This is a genomic window from Candidatus Chloroploca asiatica, assembly GCF_002532075.1.
Lineage (GTDB): Bacteria > Chloroflexota > Chloroflexia > Chloroflexales > Chloroflexaceae > Chloroploca > Chloroploca asiatica.
Genome location: NZ_LYXE01000170.1, coordinates 109,989 through 133,978, shown reverse-complemented (window position 1 = coordinate 133,978; position 23,990 = coordinate 109,989). Strand labels below are relative to the sequence as shown.

19 protein-coding genes are annotated in these 23,990 nt (G+C 58.8%); 9 read left to right on the top strand and 10 right to left on the bottom strand.

The window, feature by feature from the left end; genetic code table 11:
• Window positions 1-43: 43 nt before the first annotated feature.
• Entirely contained in the window at window positions 44-2,002 is a 1,959-nt protein-coding gene (locus A9Q02_RS20635; protein WP_097654955.1) for a DUF4910 domain-containing protein, read from the bottom strand.
• 161 nt (window positions 2,003-2,163) lie between these two features.
• On the opposite strand from A9Q02_RS20635, the gene A9Q02_RS20630 reads away from it, so the two are divergent.
• The 4 genes from A9Q02_RS20630 to A9Q02_RS20615 all read left to right on the top strand — a co-directional run bounded on the left by A9Q02_RS20630 (window position 2,164) and on the right by A9Q02_RS20615 (window position 7,411).
• Window positions 2,164-2,343: a hypothetical protein gene (locus tag A9Q02_RS20630; RefSeq protein WP_097654954.1), complete on the top strand. Its 180-nt coding sequence runs from the start codon at window positions 2,164-2,166 to the stop codon at window positions 2,341-2,343.
• 44 nt (window positions 2,344-2,387) lie between these two features.
• Complete coding sequence (gene polA, locus A9Q02_RS20625; RefSeq protein ID WP_097654966.1) at window positions 2,388-5,312, top strand: DNA polymerase I; 2,925 nt, start codon at window positions 2,388-2,390, stop codon at window positions 5,310-5,312.
• A 67-nt stretch (window positions 5,313-5,379) separates the two neighbouring features.
• On the top strand, window positions 5,380-6,411 hold the full coding sequence (locus A9Q02_RS20620) for a glycosyltransferase family 2 protein (protein WP_281256938.1): 1,032 nt from the start codon (window positions 5,380-5,382) through the stop codon (window positions 6,409-6,411).
• A complete protein-coding gene (locus A9Q02_RS20615; protein ID WP_097654953.1) occupies window positions 6,398-7,411 on the top strand; it encodes an SPFH domain-containing protein in 1,014 nt (337 codons plus the stop codon). Before A9Q02_RS20620 ends, A9Q02_RS20615 begins: the two co-directional genes overlap by 14 nt.
• A 529-nt stretch (window positions 7,412-7,940) precedes the next feature.
• Here A9Q02_RS20615 and A9Q02_RS20610 read toward each other — a convergent pair.
• Complete coding sequence (locus A9Q02_RS20610; protein ID WP_245860791.1) at window positions 7,941-11,117, bottom strand: ATP-binding protein; 3,177 nt, start codon at window positions 11,115-11,117, stop codon at window positions 7,941-7,943.
• 65 nt (window positions 11,118-11,182) lie between these two features.
• On the opposite strand from A9Q02_RS20610, the gene A9Q02_RS20605 reads away from it, so the two are divergent.
• The 4 genes from A9Q02_RS20605 to moaA all read left to right on the top strand — a co-directional run bounded on the left by A9Q02_RS20605 (window position 11,183) and on the right by moaA (window position 15,383).
• Window positions 11,183-11,944, top strand: a complete 762-nt coding sequence (locus tag A9Q02_RS20605; protein ID WP_097654952.1) for an MBL fold metallo-hydrolase — start codon at window positions 11,183-11,185, stop codon at window positions 11,942-11,944.
• Entirely contained in the window at window positions 11,941-13,053 is a 1,113-nt protein-coding gene (locus A9Q02_RS20600; protein WP_097654951.1) for a glycosyltransferase family 4 protein, read from the top strand. Before A9Q02_RS20605 ends, A9Q02_RS20600 begins: the two co-directional genes overlap by 4 nt.
• A gap of 79 nt (window positions 13,054-13,132) precedes the next feature.
• Window positions 13,133-14,224, top strand: coding sequence for an Mrp/NBP35 family ATP-binding protein (locus tag A9Q02_RS20595; protein ID WP_097654950.1), 1,092 nt, complete (start codon window positions 13,133-13,135; stop codon window positions 14,222-14,224).
• Between the two features lie 97 nt (window positions 14,225-14,321).
• Window positions 14,322-15,383: a GTP 3',8-cyclase MoaA gene (moaA, locus tag A9Q02_RS20590; protein WP_097654949.1), complete on the top strand. Its 1,062-nt coding sequence runs from the start codon at window positions 14,322-14,324 to the stop codon at window positions 15,381-15,383.
• A 420-nt stretch (window positions 15,384-15,803) separates the two neighbouring features.
• On the opposite strand, the gene A9Q02_RS20585 is transcribed toward moaA, so the two are convergent.
• The 4 genes from A9Q02_RS20585 to A9Q02_RS20570 form a co-directional block, all read right to left on the bottom strand.
• Window positions 15,804-16,529, bottom strand: coding sequence for an ABC transporter ATP-binding protein (locus A9Q02_RS20585; RefSeq protein WP_097654948.1), 726 nt, complete (start codon window positions 16,527-16,529; stop codon window positions 15,804-15,806).
• Window positions 16,526-17,218: an ABC transporter permease gene (locus tag A9Q02_RS20580; RefSeq protein ID WP_097654947.1), complete on the bottom strand. Its 693-nt coding sequence runs from the start codon at window positions 17,216-17,218 to the stop codon at window positions 16,526-16,528. The genes A9Q02_RS20585 and A9Q02_RS20580 overlap by 4 nt, the downstream gene beginning before the upstream one ends.
• Window positions 17,219-17,302: 84 nt before the next feature.
• Window positions 17,303-18,178 (bottom strand): ABC transporter substrate-binding protein, encoded by an 876-nt coding sequence (locus A9Q02_RS20575; protein WP_216361571.1) that lies wholly within the window; start codon window positions 18,176-18,178, stop codon window positions 17,303-17,305.
• Between the two features lie 94 nt (window positions 18,179-18,272).
• A complete protein-coding gene (locus tag A9Q02_RS20570) occupies window positions 18,273-19,388 on the bottom strand; it encodes a substrate-binding domain-containing protein (RefSeq protein WP_097654945.1) in 1,116 nt (371 codons plus the stop codon).
• 295 nt (window positions 19,389-19,683) lie between these two features.
• Here A9Q02_RS20570 and A9Q02_RS20565 point away from each other — a divergent pair, with 295 nt between their 5' ends.
• Entirely contained in the window at window positions 19,684-20,478 is a 795-nt protein-coding gene (locus A9Q02_RS20565; protein ID WP_172451222.1) for a tyrosine-protein phosphatase, read from the top strand.
• A 534-nt stretch (window positions 20,479-21,012) separates the two neighbouring features.
• Here A9Q02_RS20565 and A9Q02_RS20560 read toward each other — a convergent pair.
• The 4 genes from A9Q02_RS20560 to A9Q02_RS20545 are packed head-to-tail and all read right to left on the bottom strand — an operon-like array spanning window position 21,013 to window position 23,975.
• On the bottom strand, window positions 21,013-22,371 hold the full coding sequence (locus A9Q02_RS20560) for a lysophospholipid acyltransferase family protein (protein ID WP_245860790.1): 1,359 nt from the start codon (window positions 22,369-22,371) through the stop codon (window positions 21,013-21,015).
• Entirely contained in the window at window positions 22,361-23,359 is a 999-nt protein-coding gene (locus tag A9Q02_RS20555; RefSeq protein ID WP_097654943.1) for an NAD-dependent epimerase/dehydratase family protein, read from the bottom strand. The genes A9Q02_RS20560 and A9Q02_RS20555 overlap by 11 nt, the downstream gene beginning before the upstream one ends.
• Window positions 23,356-23,760, bottom strand: coding sequence for a type II toxin-antitoxin system death-on-curing family toxin (locus tag A9Q02_RS20550; protein ID WP_097654942.1), 405 nt, complete (start codon window positions 23,758-23,760; stop codon window positions 23,356-23,358). The genes A9Q02_RS20555 and A9Q02_RS20550 overlap by 4 nt, the downstream gene beginning before the upstream one ends.
• On the bottom strand, window positions 23,760-23,975 hold the full coding sequence (locus A9Q02_RS20545; protein WP_097654941.1) for a hypothetical protein: 216 nt from the start codon (window positions 23,973-23,975) through the stop codon (window positions 23,760-23,762). Before A9Q02_RS20545 ends, A9Q02_RS20550 begins: the two co-directional genes overlap by 1 nt.
• Window positions 23,976-23,990: the final 15 nt, after the last annotated feature.

Below are 23,990 nucleotides of genomic sequence, written 5' to 3'. Positions count from 1 at the left end.
AAAAAAAGCCAGCGACGCTGGCTTTTTTTGAGCCCACCAAGACCTACCAGGCGAGCAAGTCTAAACGCACGAGCAGATCAAAATAGGCAAACAGCGCCTCAGGCTCACGTACCTCGGTCTCCAGTTCGATGAGATTGAGGATCTCACCCAGGGTACGCTGCCCATCAACCCAGAAGAGCGCCAGATCGGCGACGAGGCTATCAAAATCGCTGGCCGCCCGAATCGCGGCCTGGGCCGTCTCGCGCTCGAGCGGATCAAGGCGCCGCAAATGAGGGCGCAGGCTCACTGGACCCCGATAGAGCCGCCGGGGCACCAGCTGGGACTGATCGGCGGGCAACTGCCGCACCTCAGTGAGTTGCCAGGGTTCAAGCACATCAGCATACCCTTCCCAGAGCAACCTCATCTGCAAGGCAGCGTATTGCTGCGCAGGAAGCGGGTCAAAAGCTGGATCAATGCGCCGCAGATCAGCAAGCGCCGCTGCGTGCCGCTCAAACCGATAGGCTAGGCGCAGATCCCAGGAAGCCCCCCGCGGCGGCTCACCAGATAGGGCAGCCGTCGTCGCCATCTGGAGCACCTGCGCCATCCGTGTGACAAAACGGGCCTTCAACTCACTGGCAAGCCAGGTAGCCTCACGGCTACCCGCGTTCGCCAGAAACGCTAGGTACGTACCGGCGAGCGTCATATTGCGCTGAAGCGTTGTAGCCGAAACCTGATCAAGCGTATCGGCGGTCGTATGGTAAAACCGATCAGGCCACTCGATGATCAATGGCGTCGGAATGCCAACCGTCGGGTCGGCGAGAATATAGTGATCGCTGCCATTCGAAAAAGGCGCACTCGCCATGCGCAGCAACGGCGGCTCGGTGCGCCCATAGAGCGTATCGCTGACGCCGTGCATCCCCGTGCGGATCGCTTCGAGCAGGTCGCCAACAAAACTCGGCAGCGCATCGGGGGTATGAATAATTGTATTGACACTGCCGCAGCGCGCCTGATCGGCCCCCACCATATCAAGGTTAAGCGCGGCAACCGTGCGCTCGATCCGCCCCTCGTGACGAGCAAGGTAAAGGTAGGTACCGGTCATCTCGGGCATCCAGAGAAAACGGAGCGCACGTTGCGGGCGGGGCAGACGACCACTCTCGATCAGCGTATGCAAGGCACGTGCGACTTCCATCGCTGCCGCCGCACCAGTGGCATTATCATTAGCACACGGGGCAGGATGGCAGAGGTGCGCCACAAGCAGGATTTCCTCATTGCTCTGGCCGGGAATGAACGCACTGACGGCCTCGATCGCCCCATCGGTAAAACTACTGCGCACTCGCGCCCGCAAACGAACCACACGCCCCTCATCGGCCGCACGGGCTGCGCGACGACGCAACGCCGCACCCACGCGTGGACTCAACGCAAACCCAAAGGCCCGCCGCTCGCCGCCCCACCACCACCACGACGCATACTGGATCGCATCGGGCAGATCACCAGGTGGACAAATCTCGGGCAACGAGCGCATCCCGTCGCAGATCACCCCGGCGGCCCCGAGCTTCTCGATCGCCACACGATACACACTCATCGGCATACTGCGCGTCAAAATCAGCTTGCCAGCAACCTCCAGATCAGCATAATCCTCAACCCGATCGCCACGCTCCACCACCACCAATTCAAACTCACCATCCGTACTCACACTACGCGGCAAGAGCGACAACGGCACTGCCCGGTAATCGGCGAGGCGTTGCGTCGAACCATCGGGCAGCAACAGATCGAGCCAACCCTCGTGACACTGCCACTCATCAAACAACGGTTCACCCCAGACCTGGCGGCCTTCGCCCACCGGAAACGACTCAAGCGTTGCATCGAGACCATAGCTCTGCAACGTCGCATGCACCCAATGGGCCGCCTCGCGGTACATCGGGCTAGCCTGAATCCGATGCCACTGACTAATCCGGGCCACCAGCGCCCGTGCCGCCTCACCCGACACCTCATGGCCGACCGTCGTGAGTAACTGTTGAAACATACCACCCTTCGCACAGCTAGCAGGCAATCTCTCTGATCATTGTACTCCACGAGGGCAAGCACCTTGACAACGACCTGCCAAAGGTGTATTTTAGTGGTAGCTAAAAAAGAAATTCGCTGCAAGCTGTGCAGCTTCTACTCTTTAACTAAATTTACATTTTTATGCGTACAACCCTTCGTGAAAAACTGATCCTCTGGGTCAATGGGATCTTTCTCGCCCTTGGCATCGAGCTCGCAGCGCGTACCAGCGCTGGCATGGCAACCGTCGAGGGCATGCTCATCATTGCCGCCACCATCGGTGCTATGATGCTAGCCACAACCTACCTCCTGCGCAGGCCGTGAATGGTATAATGTCCCCTGGGATGTCTGTTCTATAGGGGATGCTTATGGGGGCTTCCAGACGCCTCGCTTTGATTGATGGTCACGCGCTCGCGTTTCGTGCCTTTCACGCCCTGCGTGAGGCCGGTTTGCGCTCTTCTCAGGGCGAGCCAACCTATGCAATTTTTGGCTTTGCGCAGATCCTGTTGAGTATGATCCAGGATCAGCAACCTTCGCACGTTGCCGTTGCCTTTGATGTTGGACGTACCTTCCGCGATGATCTCTATGCCGAGTATAAAGCCGGTCGCGCCGAAACCCCCGAAGAGTTCCATCCTCAGCTTGAACGCATCAAGGAGTTGATTACCCACCTGGCGATCCCCATCTATACCGCCGATGGCTTCGAGGCCGATGATGTGATCGGGACGCTCGCCCGTCAGGCGACCGAGGCTGATGTCGCGACGCTGATCCTGACCGGTGATACCGATAGTCTTCAGCTCGTTGATGACTATGTGCAGGTGCTGCTCGCGAATCCCTATGCCAAAGGCAATAAGAATACGACGCTCTATGAAGAGGCGACCGTGCGCGAGCGGTATGATGGCCTGGGGCCAGATCAACTCGCTGATTTGCGCGGGCTCAAGGGCGATGCCAGCGATAATATTCCCGGTGTCCGCGGCATCGGTGAGAAGGGTGCCATTGCGCTGCTCAAGCAGTTTGGTTCGATCGAAGCGATCTATGAGCGCTTTGCTGAGGTGCCCAAACGCTATCAGAAACCCCTCGAAGGGCAACGTGAGGCCGCCCTCTTTAGCAAGCACCTCGCCACGATCGTCCGTGATGTGCCCGTAACCCACCTCGATCTCGCTGCATGTGCGCTCGGAAGCTATGACCGCGCTGCGGTGATCGAGCTCTTTCAAACGCTGGAGATCGGGGCCACTTCCAATCTTATTCGTAAGCTCCCTCCACTTCCTAATGAAGCCACAGGCGCACCAGTTTCCTCACCTTCGGCCACCGGCCCAATCCAACAACCGCTCTTCGCCGATCTCCCGACCAGTTTACCTGCAAGCCCCGCGCCATCGAGTGATACGCTGCAGCTGTCGTTCTTTGCAACACCAACGGTACCTTCTGGCCCGCCTCGACCAACAAACCCAAACCTCGGTACGTATCAGTGCATCACCCAGACGGCGCAACTCGAAGCTTTGATCGCCGAGTTGCAGGCCGCCCCGGGTTTTGCTTTTGATGTCGAGAGCAGTGGCCTCCGTCCTTTTGAGAGTGACCTCGTCGGGATTTCCCTCGCCCATACCCCTGGCGCTGGGTTTTATCTGCCTGTCGGGCATCATCAGGGTGAGCAGTTGCCGCTTGACCAGGTGGTGACCGCTTTGCGCCCGCTCTTCGCTGACCCAAACAAGGCCAAATATGCTCATAATGCTAAATTCGATCTTGAATTATTATTGAGTGTCGATCTGCATGTCGAAGGCTTACGCTTTGATACCATGCTTGCCGCAGCCCTGCTCGGCAAACAGCGTCTCGGCTTGAAGGATCTCGCCTTCTACGAACTAAAACTGGCCGAGCCGCCCATGCCAATCCAGGATCTGATCGGCAAGGGCACCAAGCAGATCAGTTTTGCTGAGGTGCCCATCGATCAGGCAACCCCCTATGCCGCTGCTGATGCCGATCTGACGCTGCGCCTTCAACACCATCTGGCAAAGCAACTCGCCGACGAAACGGAACTGCAAGCTCTCTTTACCCGTCTCGAAATGCCCCTCATCCGCGTGCTCGTCGCCATGGAAGAGGCCGGCATTACCCTGAATCGCACCTATGTCACGCAACTTGACGAGCAATTGCAACGTCGTATTGGCGAACTCGAAGCGGCAATCTATCACGAGGCAGGCGAACAGTTCAATATCAATTCAGGCCAGCAACTCAACCGCATCCTCTTCAGTGGCAAACCGGCCATTGATCCGAAAGTATATGGTTTGAGCAAGCTAAAAAGTGGTGGCTATTCGCTCACCGCCGAGGGACTAGAGCAGATGAGTGCTGCCCATCCGATTGCCGAACTGATCTTGCGCTACCGCCAGTTGAGCAAGCTCAAGAGTACGTATGTTGACGCGCTGCCGACAATGATCAATCCCAGGACGCAACGCATTCACACATCGTATAACCAGGTGGGTGCCGCAACGGGCCGGCTTTCGTCCAACGATCCCAACCTGCAAAATATCCCCGTTCGCACCGAAGAGGGCCGTGCCATCCGACGGGGTTTTGTCGCCATGCCGGGCCATCAGTTTGTGGCTGCCGACTATTCACAGATCGAGTTACGGGTGCTCGCCGGGTACACCCAGGATCCTGATCTTGTCGCCACCTTTGTTGAAGGACGCGACATTCACGCCGCAACCGCCGCCCGGCTCTTTGGCATTGAACAGAACGAGGTCGATAAAAACCAGCGCCGGATCGCAAAAACGGTTGTCTTTGGCGTTATCTATGGCATCAGCGCCTTTGGGCTTGCCCAGCGGCTGGGCCTGGAACGCGGCGAGGCCCAAGCCCTTATTGATGGGCTCTTTGCGCAATTTCCGGGGATCAAAGCCTACATTGATACGACGCTGCATCAGGCCCGCACCAACGGGTATGTCTCGACGCTCTTTGGCCGACGGCGGCTGTTTCCGGAACTACGCGGCAACGACCGTGGGCCACGGGCGCAGGCGGCCATGCGCGAGGCGATCAATGCCCCTATTCAGGGTACCGCTGCTGATATTATGAAGATCGCAATGGTACAACTCCACCAGGCTCTCGGTGAACACCAGTTGCAGACCCGGCTGCTATTACAAGTTCACGACGAGCTCATCCTCGAAGCACCTGAGCACGAGGTTGACCTTACGGCCCAACTTGTGCGCGACATTATGGAAGGCGCATATCGCCTGACCGCTACCATGAATGGGGTTACCTACCAGATCCCCCTTGGGGTGGATGTGGAGATCGGGCCAAACTGGGATGCCCTCACGTAAATGGCCCGGTTTGGACAAACTGCTTGTCCATGCATAAAAATCTACCGTTCAAGTGAGAAACGTGCGCATGAAACAGATGAGTACCATGGTTGCTGCTGAACCTGAGATGAACAACCAACAACAGGTCACCCGTCCGGTCTTTTCCGTGGTCGCTCCGGTCTATAACGAAGAAAAGCTGATCGAGGAGTTCTGTCACCGCACGGTAGCCACGCTTGAACCACTCGGTGAACCCTTCGAGATCGTCTTGGTCAATGACGGAAGTCGTGATCGTTCGCTCGAATTGATGTATGCGCTCCACCTCAACGATCCACGCATCAAAGTGGTCAATTTTTCACGCAACTTCGGCCACCAGCTCGCCATTACGGCCGGCGCCGACCATGCAGGTGGCGACGCAGTGGTCGTGATCGACTCAGATCTCCAGGATCCGCCGGAAGTCATTCCTGAGCTGATCGCGAAATGGCGCGAGGGCTACCAGGTTGTCTATGCCGTTCGCGAAGAACGACAGGGCGAGACATGGTTCAAAACCACGACGGCAGCGCTCTTTTATCGCCTGATTGATCGCATTACTAGCGTCAATATTCCGAGCGATGCGGGCGATTTCCGCCTGATGGATCGCAAAGTCGTGAATGCCCTCGGGCAGATCCGCGAGCACCACCGTTTTATGCGCGGGCTCTCGGTCTGGGTCGGCTTCAAAAGCACTGGTGTCACCTATCAGCGCCACGCCCGCAAAGCCGGGACAACCAAGTACCCTCTGCGCAAAATGCTCAAATTCGCGCTCGACGGCATTACCAGTTTTTCGTACCTACCCTTGCAACTGGCAACCTATATGGGCTTCATCGTTGCCGCCTTGAGCTTCATCTTTATTCTCATCGTCTTTGCCCTGCGCCTCGGCAACCCCACCGCCGAAGATGCCGCCTTCTACGGGCAGGCCTCAACCCTTTCTATCGTGCTGTTCATTGGCGCTGTTCAGCTTATCTCGCTAGGCATTATTGGGGAGTATGTCGGACGCATCTACGACGAGGTAAAGGGCAGGCCCCTTTATATCGTTGCTGAAGCCTTAGGCTTTGAGGAGAAGGAGCATACCAATGTCACAGGGTAATTCGCCTTCAGGTAAATCCAAGTCGGGTGGTGGAGCACGTTTGAGCGTGCTCGGGGTCATCTTGCTGATTGTGGTCATCGTGGGCATCGGGCTCTCGACAATGAAATTTGCCCAGATCAACGAGGGTGAACGAGGCCTTATTGTTACCCAGGGCCGTGTTGAGGGCGTGCAAGAACCGGGCATTTTCTTTCGGCCCTTTGCACCCTTTACCAATATTGAGGTCGTCAATATCCGCCGCCAAACCCGCACGATCGAGCAGAATGTCGCGAGTAGCGATAAGCAACTCTATGATATTGACATTCAAGTTGACTATAGCCGTATCGCTAGTCCCGAGGCACTTCAGTCCAGTTATGGTGAGATCGGGGTGGACGATAGTCAACTGAATGCGTTCCTTGATGGCTTCATTAACGACGCGCTCAAGAGTGCCTCAACGCAGTTTACCCTCGACCAGGCCCTCTCGGATCGGGGTGGCTTTGCCGATCGCATTCGCCAGTTCCTTACCAGCAAAGCTGAAGGACAACGCTCACCTGTTGAGCAACTCTATGTAAGGCTCGAAGCAGTCAAGGTGCTTGATATTCAGGTTGGTGAGCAATATGCGCAGTTGCTCGCTGAAAAAGCTAATCTCGAAGTCCAGATCGAGACCGAGCAGAAGCGTCGCGAGCAGATCCAGGCCCAGCAATCCAATAATCTCTTTCAGGCTGAACAAGAGGCAACGGTAGCCTTGACCCGCGAGCGCGGTCAGACAGCAGCGGCCTTGGAAGCCGCGAGCCGTGAGTCGCAGGTTCGCGCCATTCAAGGGCGCTACTGGCGCGAAAATCCCGAACTGTTTGAACTGCGCCAGCGTGAGTTGATGGTCGAGATGATGAAGAATGGCAACATGTGGTTCATTGATCCCAATACCGACCTAACTCTTTTGCTCAATCAGATGGCCGGCTCGGGTAGCGCCGCTGTTGTGCCACAGCCAGCCCCGCAACCCGTGGCCCCCGAAGTGACACCGTAATCCCGTCGGGGCACGGCGTGCCCCTGCGTACGGGCACGGGCCATCCCGGACGGGCACGGCGTGCCCCTGCGTACGGGCACGGGCCACCCCGGACGGGCACGGGCAAGCCGTGCCCCTACCCCGGACTGGCACGGGCAAGCCGTGCCCCTACCCCTGCGGACGGGCACGGGCAAGCCGTGCCCCTCTTGGGGGTGGGTTTTTCATATGACGTGCGGGTCATGACCATCCAAGGCATCCTCCCTGTCACCCCGAGCGCAGCGAGGGGTCTTCCATGCGCCGCAGCGAAGATTCCTCACTCCGTTCGGAATGACATGGATGGCGTTGGCCCCCCTTGGTGCGGGCACTGAACAGCAACCCATCCCCATGCCGCGACGCTTGTGCCCCGAACCTTGGCCAACGACACCGCCACCTTCGTGCGAAAAAAACGAACGTCATGTCGCTCCCTCGGCGCTTGGATAAAAAAACCCACCCCCAAAAGGAGTGCTTCCCCCCTACGGGTGACGGGGCGCCTCCGGGGCGGATGGGGCTGCTAACGCGGCAACAACGCTTCCATATGCGCCAGATCACTGAGCAGACGCTGGCGCTTCCCTGCTTCGGCAATCCCGCGGGCTTCGGCAAAAAGGGTGCGCGCTTCATGGGGCGGCAAGAGCGGCGCGAGCCAGATGCGGATCTGTGCGGCCAGATGATGGGTGCCAAGCGCATCGGCTTGCGCCTGAGCCGTCGAAAGCCGGTGAATCGCGAGACTCGTTTCGCCCCGTCGCAGCGCAACCAGGCCGAGGTTGGCAACCAGGCCCGCGATGCGCTCGGGGACATCAAGGCGTTCGGCCAGCGCTAGGCCAGCGCTAAAGGCCTGCTCGGCAGCCTCTAGATCCCCTCGGGCCAGGGCAAGTTCACCCTGGGTCGAGAGCAGATAGGGTTGCAAACCAAGGAAGCCGGCGGCTTCAGCGAGCTTGAGTGCTTCGGCAAGATAGCCTTCCGCTGCTTCAAGTTCACCAAGTAGGTGCAAATGGTAGGCAAGATTGTTACGGGCCAGAATGCGCCACATCATGGCCTGATTCAATCTGTCTGGTGCATCTGAGACCGCATCAGCGACGCGCATTGCTTCGTGGTAATAGGCGACGGCCTGCGCCAAGTCGCCTTGTTGCGCCGCCACGCTGCCGAGCTCAAAGCGTACCTGAGCCAGCACCATCTGGTCGAGGCTGGCCTGCGCGATCACGAGCCGCTCGGCTTCGCCGAGACGCAGCGCAGCCTCAGCGAGATCGGCGCCTTCCAACGAGAGCGCTGTGCCCCACCGGAAGAGCGCCTGCGCACGTTCGCCGGGAGCGCCTTGGGTCGCCAGATCGCGTACCAGGTCGATCACCTCAGCATAACGCGCCTGTGCGACAAGTACCCCGGCCAGCTTGAGGCGCGCATGGTTGGCCTGCGTCCCATTGGAGGCCAAAGCCAGCGCTTCACGGAGACGCTCGGCTGCGCGGGCACCTTCACCCTGTTGCGCCAACGCCTCGCCGAGGTCAAGCAGAATGGCAAAACGCTCAACAGACTGGCTCCCCGCCAGGGCTTGCTCAAACAGAGCCGTTGCCTCGCTCCATGCCGCAACCGCAGTGGCCCTGCGTGCAGCGCGCAAGGCATACTCGGCGGCGCGTTCGGGCGCGCCACCCTGAGCAAAATGCCACGCGATCATCCCCGCCACGGCATCGAGTTCGTTGCGATGCAGCGCCTCCATTGCCTCAGCGATCCGGCGATGAAGACTGCGCTGACGCGGAATCCCAAGCTCGTGCCTTGCGACTTCGACGGTCAGGCTATGGTCAAAACGGTACCGTCCCTCATCAAGCGGCTCGACCAAGCGAGCCGCTTGCAATTCGTCGAGGGCATCAAGGGCCGCTTGCTCAGAGAGCGCGGCTGCGCGGGCGGCGACTTCAAACTCAAATTCGCGCCCGGCCACCACAGCCGCATCAAGCACCCGTCGAGCACCTTCGGCAAGCCGCGTGAGGCGCGCTTCAATCAAACTATAGACGGTAGGGGGAACGATTGGAGCCGTTGCGCCATCGAGGTGCAGATGCCCATCAGGGCCAAGCATCCCGGTAGCGAGCGCGTGGCTAAGCACTTCAACCAGAATATACGGATTGCCTTCAGTCGTTTGTTGAATCCAGGCTGCCGTGACTTCCGCATCATGGGGGCAGAGTTGCTGGGCCAGGAAGACCGTTTCCGTTGGGAGAAGGCGCTGCAGCGCCAGCCTCTTCAGATGGTTCTCACGCGTCAGGCCAGTCATCAGGGTTGCCAGCGCATGACGAGGGCGAACTGGGCGCGTCGTCGCCAGCACGCTAACCTGGGTGTCCTGGCTACGCCGAAGGAGATAGCCCACCAGACCGAGCGTACTGGCATCGGCCCAGTGCAGGTCGTCAAACAACAGCCCGACCGGAACATGACGAACCAGCGCCATCACCAGTTGCGCAACACCCTCCCACAGACGGGCCTCTTCAGCATTGCCCAGCGCTATCGGCTGACCAGGGAGCGACTCTGCCAGTTCGGGCACCAGGCGCGCAACTTCACGCAGCCAGACAGGAGCCAGATCAAGCTGAGCACGGAGCGCAGGCCACCTGGGGTGAGTTGCAAGCATGCGCAATGCGGCGATCACCGGTTGATACGGCAGACTCTGCTCGAGTTCACGCGCAGCACCAACAAGCACCAGACCATGCTCGGCAACATGTTGCCCCAGGAACTCGGTCGCCAGCCGCGTCTTGCCAAGCCCCGGTTCACCCTCGATCAAGACCAACTGCCCTTGCGTCACCGCCTCGGCGATCAGCGCCAGTTCTGTCTGCCGCCCAATAAATGGCAAGGCAAGCAACGTCGGTGACTGGAGCGGTGCCGGTGCAGACGCCCGCGTGACCAGGGACGGTGCGCCTGCCCGCGACAACTCGACGGCACCATGTTCAGGAGGAAGCCGAACAAGCGCATCGGTAATAATCGCATCATAGAGTTCACGGGTTGCCTGCATCGGCGGCACCCCCACCTCGGCATCAAGCAGATCCTGCAACTGCTCGTAGCGCCGGATCGCGCCGACCCGATCGCCAGCATAATAGTGGAGACGCATCGCATCACGTTGCAAATCTTCCTGGAGCGGATCAAAAGCAAGGGCCTGACGTAGCGCATCAAGCGCCACCTGATAGGCTTCGCGGCCTTCGGCGAGTCGTGCCAGGCGGGTGAAGCCACGAATTGCCAGCATCCGCGCTCGTTCACGCTCGGCGGCCAGCCAATCCTCGAACGGCTCAGCATCGGCAAGACTGAAATCGGCCAGCAGATCATCACGATAGCCACGTAAGGCCCAGGCAAGGGCAGCCTCATCAGCACTAGGCTTCTGGATCGTCGCCAACAACGTGCGATAATCAACATCAGCCTCCAAGCCAAGTTGGTAATCACCAGACACCAGGGCCGGGCCAAGCGCACGCCGCACCGCGTGCAACGTGGTACGCAACAACTGCTGAGCCCCGCTACGGTCATGATCAGACCAGAAGAGACCCAGCAACTGCTCACGGCTCACCGGCGCAGTCTGGGCTGCCAGGTAATAGACGAGTGCCCGGGCGCGGCGGCGAGGTAACTCAACGGCAAGCCCATCGCGCACAAGCCTCGGCGTACCAAAGAGCGTCACCACCAGCATAACCACTCCCATTGGCAACAGTTGGGTCTCATTATAGTATAAATTCCGCATGATGCGCCTCGGTCTGCCTGCATGCTATACTGTACACATGTCTATCAGCCATTGAGGATCACCATATGTGGCTACGTTTTTTGGGGACTGGTACCTCGATGGGGGTGCCGGTCATTGGGTGCAAGTGCGCCGTCTGTACATCGTCTGATCCGCGCAATCGGCGTCTCCGCACGGCAGCCTTGCTTTCCACTGGTACCGAGACTATTCTGATTGATGCGGGCCCCGATTTTCGTGAACAGGCCCTGATCGCAGATCTCTGTCAGCTTGATGCGGTCTTGATTACCCATTCCCACTTTGATCATACCGCAGGCATCGACGATCTCCGGCCCCTCTGCTGGAGTGGGAGGGCCATCCCGCTCTATGGGAGTCCCCAGACGCTCGGTGATGTGCGTGCGCGCTTTGCCTATGCGTTTACCGACACATCGGCCGGGTCGACGCGCCCGAGTCTTGATCTGCGCCCAGTCGTGGAGCCATTTACGGTCGGCTCGCTGACGATTCAACCCTTTGATGTGCTGCACGGAAGCTGGACGATCACAGGGTATCGGGTGGGCCGGCTTGGTTATATCACCGACGCAAGTGCGCTGTCGCCGACAGCCTGGACGCTGCTGCGGGATCTTGATGTGCTGGTGCTCAATGCGTTACGCTACGAACCCCATCCGACGCACTATTCGGTTGCGCAGGCCCTCGAAGTTGTCGCCGCCCTGCAGCCGCGCCGTGCGTTCTTTGTCCATATGAACCACAACATTGACCACGCGCTTGCCAGCCTCGACTTGCCCGAGGGGGTGGCGTTTGCCTATGATGGGTTGGAAGTTCAGGTGGAACTATGACCCGGATCGGCGTTGATGCACGCCTCAATGCGTATCGTCAAGGTGGCATTGCCCAGTATACCCGCCAGTTACTCGGCGCAATGGCGGCGCTCGCGCCCGACCTTGAGTTTGTCGCGCTCCAGCACTATCGTCAACGCGAGCCGCTCGCCGTTGGCCCCAATCTCCGCCGTGCTACGATGATCACGCCGCCCCATCATCGCTACGAGCAACTGAGTCTTCCGTTTGAGCTCTGGCCGCACCGGCTGTCACTCTTGCATTGTCCCGATTTCATTGCCCCTCGCAGGCGGCGCTGCCCGGCGGTGATCACGATCCACGATCTGGCGTTTCTGCATTATCCTGACATTCTCGATGCTGATGCGCGCCGCTTCTATGCCCAGATCCGCGCTGCAGCCCACGATGCCGATGGCGTCATTACGGTCTCGGAAGCAACACGCAATGATATCGTCAGTCTGCTCGATCTGCCCGCCGAACAGATCACGGTGATCTATGAAGCAGCCGATCCGAGCTTTCAACCACTTGGCCTGAGGCCTGACGCCACTCGCACCATCAATGGGCGTCAACTGACCGCAACGAGCTTTCTGCTCTTTGTGAGCACGATCGAACCACGCAAGAACCTGGAAACACTGCTCCACGCGCTTCGCCTCCTGCTCGATCGCGATCCCGGTGGCCCCTACCAACTCGTTGCTGCCGGCGCACCAGGTTGGCTCGATGCGCCGATCTATCGCCTCGTGCGCGAGTTGCACCTGGCTGAGCATGTCTGGTTTACGGGCAAAGTGGCGCACGACGAGTTGATCTGGCTCTACAATGCCTGTCGCCTCTACCTCAATCCCTCGCTCTACGAAGGCTTTGGCCTGCCTGTGCTCGAAGCACTTGCCTGTGGGGCACCGACGATCGTGGCTGACACAAGCAGCCTGCCCGAAATTGTCGGCAAGGCCGGGATCTGTGTCCCGCCACAGGATCCGGTGGCCTGGGCCGACACAATCGCCTCGCTCTGGCATGATGAAGCCGCACGCACCGCTTTGGCGCGGCGGGGACCACCGCACGCCGCCCGGTTCACCTGGCAACGAGCGGCCCAAGCAACGCTCGCCGTCTACCAGAGCCTCCTCTAAAGAGCTTCAGCACACAATCTGGTATAATGAAACCAACCCCTTGAGATAGTTCGCAATCGTACGTGGAGCGTTTCCCATTATGGGTCTTTTTTCACAGCAAAGTGCGCCGCTGACCGAGCAACAGGTACTAGCGGCGTTGAGTACCGTTCAAGAGCCCGAGCTTGGTGGTGACCTTGTCTCGCGGCGTATGATCAAAGATGTACGCATCAATGGTAGCAGCGTCAATTTCACCATTGAATTGACGACCCCGGCCTGTCCGCTGAAAGATCAAATCCATGCCGAGGCCGAAGCTGCGGTACGTACCATTCCTGGTGTTGAAGAGGTCACGATCGAGTTTACGGCAAATACCCGTCGTCCGGCAGGCATTCCCGAGCAGGCCCCTATTCCCGGCGTGGCGAATGTGATCGCAGTCGCCGCTGGCAAAGGTGGGGTGGGCAAGAGTACCATTGCCGTGAATCTGGCTGTGGCCCTCGCGCAAGAGGGTGCTCAGGTTGGTTTGCTCGATGCGGATGTCTTCGGCCCGAGTTTACCCCTGATGCTGGGTGTCAAAGGTCAGCCCGAGGCTTTCCAGAATGAGCAGGGCGAAGCAATGATGATCCCGCTCACCGGCCACGGCATCAAGTTGATCTCGGTCGGGTTCCTGATTGATGAGACCCAGCCGGTGATCTGGCGTGGGCCGATGGTCAGCCAGTTGTTGCGGCAGTTTCTCTACAATGTGGAGTGGGCCCCGCTCGATTATTTGATTATTGATATGCCCCCCGGTACCGGTGATATCGCGCTAACCCTCGCCCAGAGCCTGCCCCTCACCGGGAGCCTCATTGTCACGACGCCGCAGGCCGTTGCGACGGTTGATGTCGTCAAGGCGATGGAGATGTTCAAAAAGGTGAATGTGCCGTTGCTCGGCATTGTCGAGAATATGGCCTATTTCCAGGCGCCTGATACCGGGACGCGCTATGATATCTTTGGGAGCGGTGGCGCGGCGCGTCTCTCTGAGCAACTGGGTGTCCCGTTGCTCGGTCAGATCCCCCTGGGCATGGCTGTGCGCGCTGGTGGTGATACTGGTGCGCCAGCGGTGATCAGCGATGCCGATGATGCCTATGCCGATCGGTTCCGCGATGTTGCCCGCAAGCTCGCTGCCAGGATCAGTGTGTTGAAATTTGTCGCAGCCTGAGGATGTGTGGTGCATTGCCCGCGTTTGTGACCGTACCATCGCCACAAACGCGAGCAATGCACCCGGTGGATACAAGTGACAATGAGGTCATGCAGCCATGGAACGTGATCCCATCAAGGCAACAATCCCGTTGACCTTTTTTGAGCCACGGGAGATCCCGACCTATGCGACCGATGAGCCGGCCCGTGATAGCTTTGGGCGGCGCATTGATTATCTGCGGGTTTCCCTGACTGATCGCTGCAATATGCGCTGTGTCTATTGCATGCCGGCCGTTGGGATGCAGTTTGCCCCGCGCCCCGAGTTGCTGACCAACGACGAGTTGTTGCTGGTGATCCAGGCGGCTGCCGCAGCCGGTTTCCGCAAGCTCCGCTTGACCGGTGGCGAACCGACGCTGCGTCAGGATATCGTCGAGCTGATCGCGGCGATGAAAGCAGTGCCAGGCATTGAGCATGTGGCGATGACGACGAATGCGCTGCGCCTCCGTCGCCTCGCCGGGCCACTCAAAGAAGCTGGCCTCGACCGGGTCAATGTGAGCATTGACAGCCTCGATCCCGTCAAGTTTCGTCAGATGACCCGCGGTGGCAATCTGGATGAAGTCTGGGCAGGTATTCAGGCCGCTGATGAGGCTGGCCTCCACCCAATCAAGCTCAATGCTGTCATTGTGCGGGGCATGAATGACGATGAAGTCGTCCAACTCGCGGCCCTGACGACCCGGCATCCCTGGGAGTTCCGTTTTATCGAGGTGATGCCGCTGACGGGCGTGGCTGGTCTTGCGGAAGAGGGTGTCATCAGTACGGCTGAATTGATTGCCCGCATCGAGGCTCATTTTGGTGCGCTGACCCCGTATGGTCAAGATCCGGCCGATCCAGCCCGGCGTTATCGGATCCCCGGTGCCCCCGGCAAACTTGGCTTTATCAGTGCCGTCACCGATCCCTTCTGTGCAACGTGCAATCGGATGCGCCTCACGGCTGATGGGCGGCTGCACCTCTGCCTGTTGCGTGACGACGAGGTTGATCTTCGTTCGGCCATCCGCAATGGCGCGACGGTCACCGAGATCGAACAGATCGTCCGCCACGCCGTACAGATCAAACCCTGGGGCCACGGTTTGCCCGAGGGTGTCCTGCCGACCGTGCGTGGCATGTCGCAACTTGGTGGGTAGAGAAATCCGTGCCTATGCAGGTGAAAACGACCAGCTTCGCTGGTCGTTTTCACCTGCATAGGCACGATGCTTGCAGGCCGCACGTTTTCACCTGCATAGGCACGATGCTTGCAGGCCGCACGTTTTCACCTGCATAGGCACGATGCTTGCAGGCCGCACGTTTTCACCTGCATAGGCACGATGCTTGCAGGCCGCACGTTTTCACCTGCATAGGCACGATGCTTGCAGGCCGCACGTTTTCACCTGCATAGGCACGATGCTTGCAGGCTGCAGGCCCCCACCGGCCTAAAACGCGTGCGGCCAGCGAAGCAAGCCGCAGGCCCCCACCGGCCTGCGGCCTGCGGCCAGCGAAGCAAGCCGCAGGCCGCAGACCCCTACCGGCCGTAAGCGTATGCGGCCAGCTTTGCTGGCCGCATACGCTTAATACAGCATGTCCCCTTTGATAAAGGCCGTTGTCCGGGGGTCGTGTGGGGTTTCAAAAAAGGTTTCGGTGGGGGCAAGTTCGATGATGCGCCCGTCGAGCATCAGGGCGACACGCTGGGCGAGGCGCCGTGCCTGAAAGATGTTGTGCGTGACGAGCATGATCGTCGTGCCACGGCGGTGTGCCTCGGCAACCGTGCGCTCGATCGCCGCAACATTCGCTGGATCAAGGTTGGCCGTTGGTTCATCAAGCAGCAACACGTCTGGCGTAATGACGAGCGCCCGTGCAAGGGCAACCCGTTGCGCTTCGCCCCCCGAAAGCGTATGCGCTGCTGCGCGCGCCAGGTGGCCCAGGCCCACTGCTGCCAGGGCTTCACGCGCACGTTCGCGCACCTGTGGATGTCGTCGCAAGCGTAACCCATAGGCAACATTGTCAAGGACACTGCCACTAAGCAACGCAGGTCGTTGAAAGACGGTTGTGACCCGTCGTTGCAACTCAAGCGGCACCCGTGAGCCAAGCGTGTGGCCCGCAAAACGGAGTTGACCCTGCGTAGGCGTCTCAAGGAAGTTGAGGATGCGCAGCAAGGTGCTTTTACCCGCCCCCGATGGCCCCACGAGCGCCAGTAACTCGCCTCGTTCGATCTGCAACGATGGGATATCGAGCACCAGTCGTTCACCGTAGCGTTGCTGGATGGCCTCAAGTTGATAGATTGATTCGGTGTTCATTGCTTGGCTTTGAGCAATGTACCCTGGAGTTGCAGTAGCGCCAGGTTGATCACGAACGTAATGCCGAGCAAGACCAGGGCAAGCGCGATCGCAACATCAAACGCGCCTTTGCGCGTTTCGAGCACAATCGCAGTCGTCAGCACCCGCGTTGAACCCTGGATATTGCCCCCAACCAGCATCACCGCACCTACTTCCGAGATGATTCCACCAAAACCGGCGATCAGCGCTACCAGCACGCCTACCCGCGCTTCCCAGAGCATAGCAAGCGTCGTCTGGGTTGGACTGGCCCCCAGGGCGCGGATCTGTGTGCGTAGCGCCGGATCTACCGCAAGCACAGCCGACATCGTAAAGCCAATCACCAGGGGGAGCGCGAGGATGACCTGGGCAAGCACCATTGCACTCGGGGTGAAAAGCCAACCAAGAAAACCGAGCGGGCCTGAACGCGAAAGCAAAAGAAAGACGGCTAAGCCGATCACGACTGGGGGGAACCCCATCCCCGTATAGACTATGGCAATGACCAGTTGGCGCCCTGGGAAGGTATGCAAACCAATTAAAGAACCAAGCGGGACACCAATGATCGCACTGATCAGCAATGCCACCCCCGAAACTTGCAAAGAGAGGATGATGATCGCCCAGACATCGCTGTTGCCACCAACCAGCAGATTGATCGCTTCTTGCCAGTAGTTCATGCTATCTTTTCTGATGTTGCCCTCCTGAACGTGCGGGCCTCTGGCTCGCACGCTCAGGAGGGCAACCAGACCTCGTTCAGAGACTCATTGCGTTGCTGCAGGATAAAAGAGCGGTTGCCCAAAACGCTCGGTACCATACGCACCAATCATCACCTGCGTTTCGGGTGAGGTGAGCCAGGTCGCAAACTCTTCAGCCAGGGCCGCCTGAAGGCCTTCGTGTCGTTCTGGATTGACAGGGATAACGCCATACGGATTGCGCAAACGCGGATCCTGATTCTCGGCGACCGTCGCTCCACCAACCAGGATCGTGAGGTCGGGCACACTGTCACGCATCGCAAGAAACGTGCCGCGATCAGTGAGCGTATAAGCTTCTTGCTCGTTTGCGGTAATCAATGTTTCACCCATGCCCTGCCCGAGTGAACGATACCAGTTTAGTTCAGCCGTCGGTGTGATTCCGATTGATCGCCAGATCCCCAGTTCAGCGGTTGAAGTACCGCTGTCATCGCCCCGTGCGGCAAATACTGATCCCGTCTCGGCAATCATCGCGAAGGCCTCAGCCGCAGTTGCGATACCCGCAATCCCGGCGGGATCAGCCGCAGGGCCAACGACCACAAAATCGTTATACATCACATCGCGACGATTGATGCCATAGCCCTCGGCCACAAAAGCATCTTCACGGGCACGGGCATGCACCAGCACCACATCAACATCACCACTCTGCCCAAGCGCCAGTGCCTGGCCTGTGCCAACCGCAATCACTTCGACGCGTGCATTAAAGCGCTCTTCAAAATCGGGCAAGATCGCCTCAAGCAGACCCGAGTCGGCGGTCGAGGTTGTCGTCGCCAAACGCAACACCTGTGGCGCTGCAGGTTCTGCATGGGGAACCTGAGGTGGCGTACCGCAAGCAACCAATGCGACCAGCATGATCAGGATAGCCAGAAGAGATCCGGTTTTGCTCAAGCGCATACTCCTTTCAAAAGTCGAACACACCAGCGAAAGCAGGTACGTTTGGGGCGTAGCCCCTCGTCATAGGTTGAGGGATCCAACCCTCAACCTATGGCATATGAGGCATCCACGCCGTATGCATCGCATCATATCCGGGCAGCGCCTGAATGGCAGAATGCAATGCAGGTGTTACGAGCGTTTCGAGCAATGAGGCAAACCACGGGGTGTCCATATCACTCGTGCGCACAGCAAGGTCATAACGTTCGATGGTTAAGGGGATAAAAGCGAGATCCATAGCTTTTGCCGCAGTATGCAGGCCCAGGGCGACATCGGCACGGTGCGAGGCAACCGCTGCGGCTGCCGCAAGGTGGGTTGTCACCGTGCGAACGGGAGGCTCAAGCTGTCCAGGTGTGAGGCCAGCCTGGGTGAGCAGGTGGTGATAGAGTGCCGCCGTCCCCGATCCTGGCTGGCGTGCGACAAAACGCAGCCCTGGTTGGGCCAGGTCTGCGATAGTGCGTAGTCCGAAGGGGTTGCCATGGCGGACAATCAAGCCCTGCTCGCGTTCGGCCAGGGTGATCAGTTGAATGGTGCCAGCAGGTGCAAGCGCCGCGATCGCCGCTTGGTTGTAGGTTCCCGTGATGGGGTCAAGCAGATGCATCCCCGCCAGATCTGCTTCACCATTCACGAGTGCCCGCAGTCCTGCCATGCTCCCCACCGCCTGCCATTTCAGGTCAAGACCAGGATCGAGTTTGTGCAACTCGCGCCCGAGCAGATCAAGCGAGAAGTCGTGGCTCCCCTCGAAGCGTACCTGTCGCTCGTTCCCTGTCACCGCTTGCCGCATGGGGAGCGACGCAGGACGCCAGCGCTCACCCTCTTCGCGTACCAGCGTGGTCAGAGCCTCGAGGCTGATCCCCGCAGCCAAGCCATCGCGCACCAGGGTCTCAACAGTTGCCTGAAGGCGAACGGCTGCCTCAGGTGAGCGTACGGGTTCAGCAATAGAGGCCCCGCGCCCAGGGCGGCTTTCAATCACGCCCTGATTACTCAGTTCTTGATAGGCGAGCAGCACCGTATTGCGATGCAGCCCGAGGTGTTCGGCAAGGGCGCGTATCGTTGGCAAACGATCACCTGGCCGTAACTGACCACGCGCACACGCTGCTTTGACCTGAGCCACAATCTGCCGATACATCGGTTCGGCAGCATGGCGGTCGAGGTGTAACCACTCCATTGAGGCACCATCATTGGCATAGATATCATAGTGACAACAGTGTCAATCATACCACAGATTGAATGCATGTTTGGCGGTTTCGCTACCAAACATGCACCCACGCTACCCTGCGCCTTATCTACCGGTAAACTGGTACAATGGTAAAATGAAGCAACATCAGACAACAAATCAGGACATCACCATGCACACATTGCTCCGTTCTACAACTGTTTTAAGCATGGGGTTGGCGGTTATGGGGCTGCTCCTGCACAGGTTCAACCGGGGGAGGAAGCGTCTAGTTACGCATCCGGCAGCCATGCCGCCTGAGCGTCGCGAGGCTCACCGACGCATCAAGCTTGCCGGTGTCGCTAATTTGCGCGATCTGGGTGGGTATCCTACCCACGACGGGCAGCGGGTTCGCTGGGGGTCGCTCTATCGTTCCGATCACCTGCACCATCTGAGCCGTCGTGATCAGCAGGTGCTGAAGCAACTGGGCCTGGTCACCCTGATTGATCTGCGCAGCGAGGCCGAGCGTGTACGGCAACCCAACCGTTTGCCAGCCAAACATGGCATCAACGTCGTCGAAATTCCCATTCTCGAAGAGACGAGCAGCCTGATGGCTGATCTCCGCGAACGTTTTGAGCGCGGAGACCTTGATGGCATTGATCCCGCTGCGCTGCTCAGCGAAGCCAACGAACAGTTTATTACCTGCTTTACACCGTCATTTCGCCAATTTATTCAGACAGTCCAGACGACTGAGGGCGCACCGTTGCTCTTTCACTGTACTGCGGGCAAAGACCGCACGGGTTTTGCGGCAGCCCTCACCTTGCACTTGCTCGGTGTCCCTGGCGAGACGATTCTGGCCGACTATTTGCGGTCGAATGAGTATACCATCAGCGCACGCCGGCGTGAGTTAGCGTTGATTCGCTTGACCCGTGGCGAGCATGCCGCGAGCCTCGTGCGGCAACTTCTTGGGGTTGAAGCCGCCTATTTACAAACAGCGTTTGCGACAATTGATCGCATCTACGGCTCATTTGATGCCTATGTCCGTGAGGGGCTTGGTTTGCAAGAGGAGGATCTGGCGCAGTTGCGCATTGCTCTGCTCGAGTGATACCAATGACGCTTGAAGGTACCGCTTTGTCATGCTGAGCGCAGCGAAGCATCGCTGCCGTTGAGAAGCCTGCGACCCTTCACTGCGCTCCTAAGACGTAGTGCCGACTGTAGTCGGCCTCAGCCGACTACAGTCGGCACTACCACTACGTAGGGCGCAAACTGTCAAGTGCCTACGAACCTTGTCCAAGCAACACAACCTCATGGTCGGAGCGCAACGCCTCCGCGGTCATTCCTCACGAAGCCGCAGGCGCCGTGAGGAATCTGCCCTGATCGTCATGGAAGACCCCTCACGGAGTGGACCCTGCGCGCAGTCGAAGGGTTCGGGGTGACATGGGCGGGCCGGTGCAACACCCTGGTTGCTCACGGCATCACTGGCCCGTGGGCCACGTGGTACTCAGGGTGACCATGTGGCCTCTTCAACGGTAAATGGTATAAGAGGCGCTGTCTGAAGGCGTGTTTTGCACCCAAAAAATACCAGCATGAACTGGTATTTTTTGGGTGCGTTTGGTGGATGTTTTGGGAGAACGAGGGCTCAAAAGATCGAGGATCGTTCTTCGAGGCGACGATCGATCGTCTCTTGAATCGTCGTCCGCACGAGCTCTGAGAGGCCAAGCACGGTCAGCGGATCATCAGCTTCCGCAGGGTCATACATATCGGTGCGTAGCGGCTCGCAGAAAGTAATGCTCCAGCGAGTTGGCAAAGGAATAAAGCCGAGCGGCCCGAGCCACGGGAAGAAGGGCGTCAACGGGAAGTAGGGCATCCCCAGCAATTTCGCGAGATTCTCGGCATTGGCAAACATCGGGTAGATCTCTTCGGCCCCGACGACCGCCACAGGCACAATCGGAGCCTGAGCACGAATCGCCGCCTGGACAAAGCCACCGCGCCCAAAGCGCGCCAGTTTGTACCGATCTTTGAAGAGCTTGCCTACCCCCTTCAAGCCCTCGGGAAAGACACTGACCAGTTCATCCTGTTCGAGCAACCGGATCGCATTTTCGGGGAGACCGGGCACCTGACCGAGCGCAGCGAGGGCGGGAGCCACAAACGGCAGGGTGCTAAACCAGTGCAAATGCATACTACGCACAATGCGCTGATTCTGGGCCGGATGCTCTTCGGCGACCGCCGTGGCAATCATCGCACCATCCCACGGCAACACACCACTATGGTTGCCCACCAGTAGCGCTCGACCCTCAGCGGGCACATGCTCAAGCCCTTCGACCGAGACGCGCCACCAGGTACGGTAGAGAAACATCAGTGACGGGCGGACAAGATCGATGATTTCGCGATCCATGCCGTACGCATCAGTCTCATACTGACCACTCATCCGTCGTTTGATAAAGGCCACCTGCTCATCAACCTGATACCGCAAAATCATCCCGATGCCCTCCCAGAAGGCCGGATCGAGATAATCCTTCAGATCAATACCGCGCAGCATCTCGTTGACCCGCTCGATCTGCTGGTCAGTCATCTGGCGCATATTATCAGCAATCAACTTGAGGGTGCCTGCAGCGAGTTTGCCCATTGCATCCACATTGGTATTGGTCTGCTCGGCAAGATTGCGCAATTCAAGCTCGTTCTCATAGAGACTGCTGGCACTCGCCCCACTAATCGGCACATCATCATCAGGCGCGTGATCATTCTGCCGATCACTCCAGAAGGGAGGAGGCGTCGGTGTGCGCACACGTTGCACGGGTGGAGGGGGGGTCGTCACGACGATCTCCTCTTCTTCTTCGGCAAGTACGGGCGGTTTAGGTGGTGGCGTATTCCGCTTGCCCGATGCTGCAGGCTTGCGAGGCGCAGGCGGTGGGGGCGCACTCATGACCGAGATCTCCTCCTCGATCTCACCAGGCTGCTCTTCAGGCCGCTGGTTTTGACGCACGTCATCACTCATCATGCACTCCTTCGCTCCGACGCTCTAAAAAGGCACGCAAGGCTTCGGCGGCCAGTTCACGGCGTGCCAGATCAGGCTCATCAGCTTGCAAGGCCATCAACGCATCGACTGCGCTATGCTCTGGGTTCCACCCGAGGTCACCATGGGCACGGCAGGTATCAACAATGCAGCTATGGCGTAAGAAACTCAACTCAAACGGCCAGCGACCGAGGATCGCCCGGTTCCCCATCGCGAGGGCCAATGCGACTACTGGCTCAAGAACCATGTTTGGTCTTCCACCGGCCAGTTTGATCGCCTGCGAAAGACAGATCGTATCGCTCGAGGCGAGATTGAAGGGCCCCGGCGCATGTGATAACGCCGCCAGCGCGAACCCAGCAGCGGCATCTTCCAGATGTAGCAACTGCAAACAGGGGTCGAATCCAGCGAGCATAGATGGGTTAGGCTGCCGGAGATACGTAACCAGGGGGGAGGTCTCACCAATCAGTGGGGCACAGCGCACCGGCACAAGCATCAATTGCGGATGGCGGGCGGCAAACTCTGCGCTAAAGTGTTCCACTTCCGAAACATCGCGGAGCCAACCCGGGCTATTGATTTTGGCAAGCGGGCGATGTTCAGTGATATACGTTGGATTCAGCGGACTCGCCCCATAGAGGGCCGTATGGCTACGCAACACCACGCGCTGCACGTCAGCTTTAGCACAGGCCCCTAGCAACTCCATCGAGCCGAGCACATTCTGTTGGACAGCTTCTTCGCGACTGGCCCCATTTTCAACGAAGGCAAGCTGGACAACAACATCAACCGCCTCGGCGCGAAGCAATTCGACCATCTGCAAACCGCTCAAATGGGCAAGAAGCCAGTCAGCGCGACCAACTGGGGCAGGCGGCGTTTTGCGTCCTACCCCAATAATGCTCACCTCAGGAAAGACACTGAGCCGCTGCGCCACCTGTGCCCCCAGGTGACTATCGATCCCATTGATCAAAACCCTTGTCATGCTGCCCCCTCAGGCTGTACGACGCTTTCGCGCAGCCACTGCTCGAGGCCCGCTTTATCAAGATCAGAGTGATTCAAGGCCCGAAAGATCCACGCCAGTTCTGCCGCCCCGATCGCTGCCTGCAATGCGGCCCCATTGATCTCAAGAAACCGCAACAGAACCAACAATGCAGTTGCATCATTTGCCCCCACAAAGGGATGGCTCTTGACCAGCATATAGACAAGCACGGCAGCTTTGCTACACAAATCAGGATAGAGTTCAGCCCCGAACATCTCTTGTTGCGGCGCACTCAATACGGTCTGGAGACGATCCTGACTCTTGATGCCCAGAAGACCCCCGTAGCGTTCTACGGCATACGCATGCAGATCAAGCAGATCATCTTTGGTCAGATAGTGGATCATTACAAGCCAGTAATTTGGCGAAACGCCTGGTCGTATTTATCACTCACACCTTTTGCCCAATCGCGCAACTGCGGGCTCATCGGGCGACGGAGCAAAATTTCTTGCTCGGTAAAGATCAACTCAACGAGTTCCTCTTCACCAAGCCCTGCGGCACGAAGCCAGCCTTGCACAACGGCCGGCAAATTCTCACGCTCAATCGTAAACGATCGTGGCATTCACGCCACCTCCCC

Bases quoted from the DNA above. Each gene is read 5' to 3' on its own strand.
- A9Q02_RS20565 (WP_172451222.1), top strand. From the start codon at position 19,684: ATGCCGCCTGAGCGTCGCGAGGCTCACCGACGCATCAAGCTTGCCGGT.
- A9Q02_RS20620 (WP_281256938.1), top strand. From the start codon at position 5,380: ATGAAACAGATGAGTACCATGGTTGCTGCTGAACCTGAGATGAACAAC.
- polA (WP_097654966.1), top strand. From the start codon at position 2,388: ATGGGGGCTTCCAGACGCCTCGCTTTGATTGATGGTCACGCGCTCGCG.
- A9Q02_RS20570 (WP_097654945.1), bottom strand. From the start codon at position 19,388: ATGGAGTGGTTACACCTCGACCGCCATGCTGCCGAACCGATGTATCGG.
- A9Q02_RS20550 (WP_097654942.1), bottom strand. From the start codon at position 23,760: ATGATCCACTATCTGACCAAAGATGATCTGCTTGATCTGCATGCGTAT.
- A9Q02_RS20615 (WP_097654953.1), top strand. From the start codon at position 6,398: ATGTCACAGGGTAATTCGCCTTCAGGTAAATCCAAGTCGGGTGGTGGA.
- A9Q02_RS20580 (WP_097654947.1), bottom strand. From the start codon at position 17,218: ATGAACTACTGGCAAGAAGCGATCAATCTGCTGGTTGGTGGCAACAGC.
- A9Q02_RS20630 (WP_097654954.1), top strand. From the start codon at position 2,164: ATGCGTACAACCCTTCGTGAAAAACTGATCCTCTGGGTCAATGGGATC.
- A9Q02_RS20600 (WP_097654951.1), top strand. From the start codon at position 11,941: ATGACCCGGATCGGCGTTGATGCACGCCTCAATGCGTATCGTCAAGGT.
- moaA (WP_097654949.1), top strand. From the start codon at position 14,322: ATGGAACGTGATCCCATCAAGGCAACAATCCCGTTGACCTTTTTTGAG.
- A9Q02_RS20545 (WP_097654941.1), bottom strand. From the start codon at position 23,975: ATGCCACGATCGTTTACGATTGAGCGTGAGAATTTGCCGGCCGTTGTG.
- A9Q02_RS20585 (WP_097654948.1), bottom strand. From the start codon at position 16,529: ATGAACACCGAATCAATCTATCAACTTGAGGCCATCCAGCAACGCTAC.
- A9Q02_RS20560 (WP_245860790.1), bottom strand. From the start codon at position 22,371: ATGATGAGTGATGACGTGCGTCAAAACCAGCGGCCTGAAGAGCAGCCT.
- A9Q02_RS20595 (WP_097654950.1), top strand. From the start codon at position 13,133: ATGGGTCTTTTTTCACAGCAAAGTGCGCCGCTGACCGAGCAACAGGTA.
- A9Q02_RS20635 (WP_097654955.1), bottom strand. From the start codon at position 2,002: ATGTTTCAACAGTTACTCACGACGGTCGGCCATGAGGTGTCGGGTGAG.
- A9Q02_RS20605 (WP_097654952.1), top strand. From the start codon at position 11,183: ATGTGGCTACGTTTTTTGGGGACTGGTACCTCGATGGGGGTGCCGGTC.
- A9Q02_RS20610 (WP_245860791.1), bottom strand. From the start codon at position 11,117: ATGCGGAATTTATACTATAATGAGACCCAACTGTTGCCAATGGGAGTG.
- A9Q02_RS20555 (WP_097654943.1), bottom strand. From the start codon at position 23,359: ATGACAAGGGTTTTGATCAATGGGATCGATAGTCACCTGGGGGCACAG.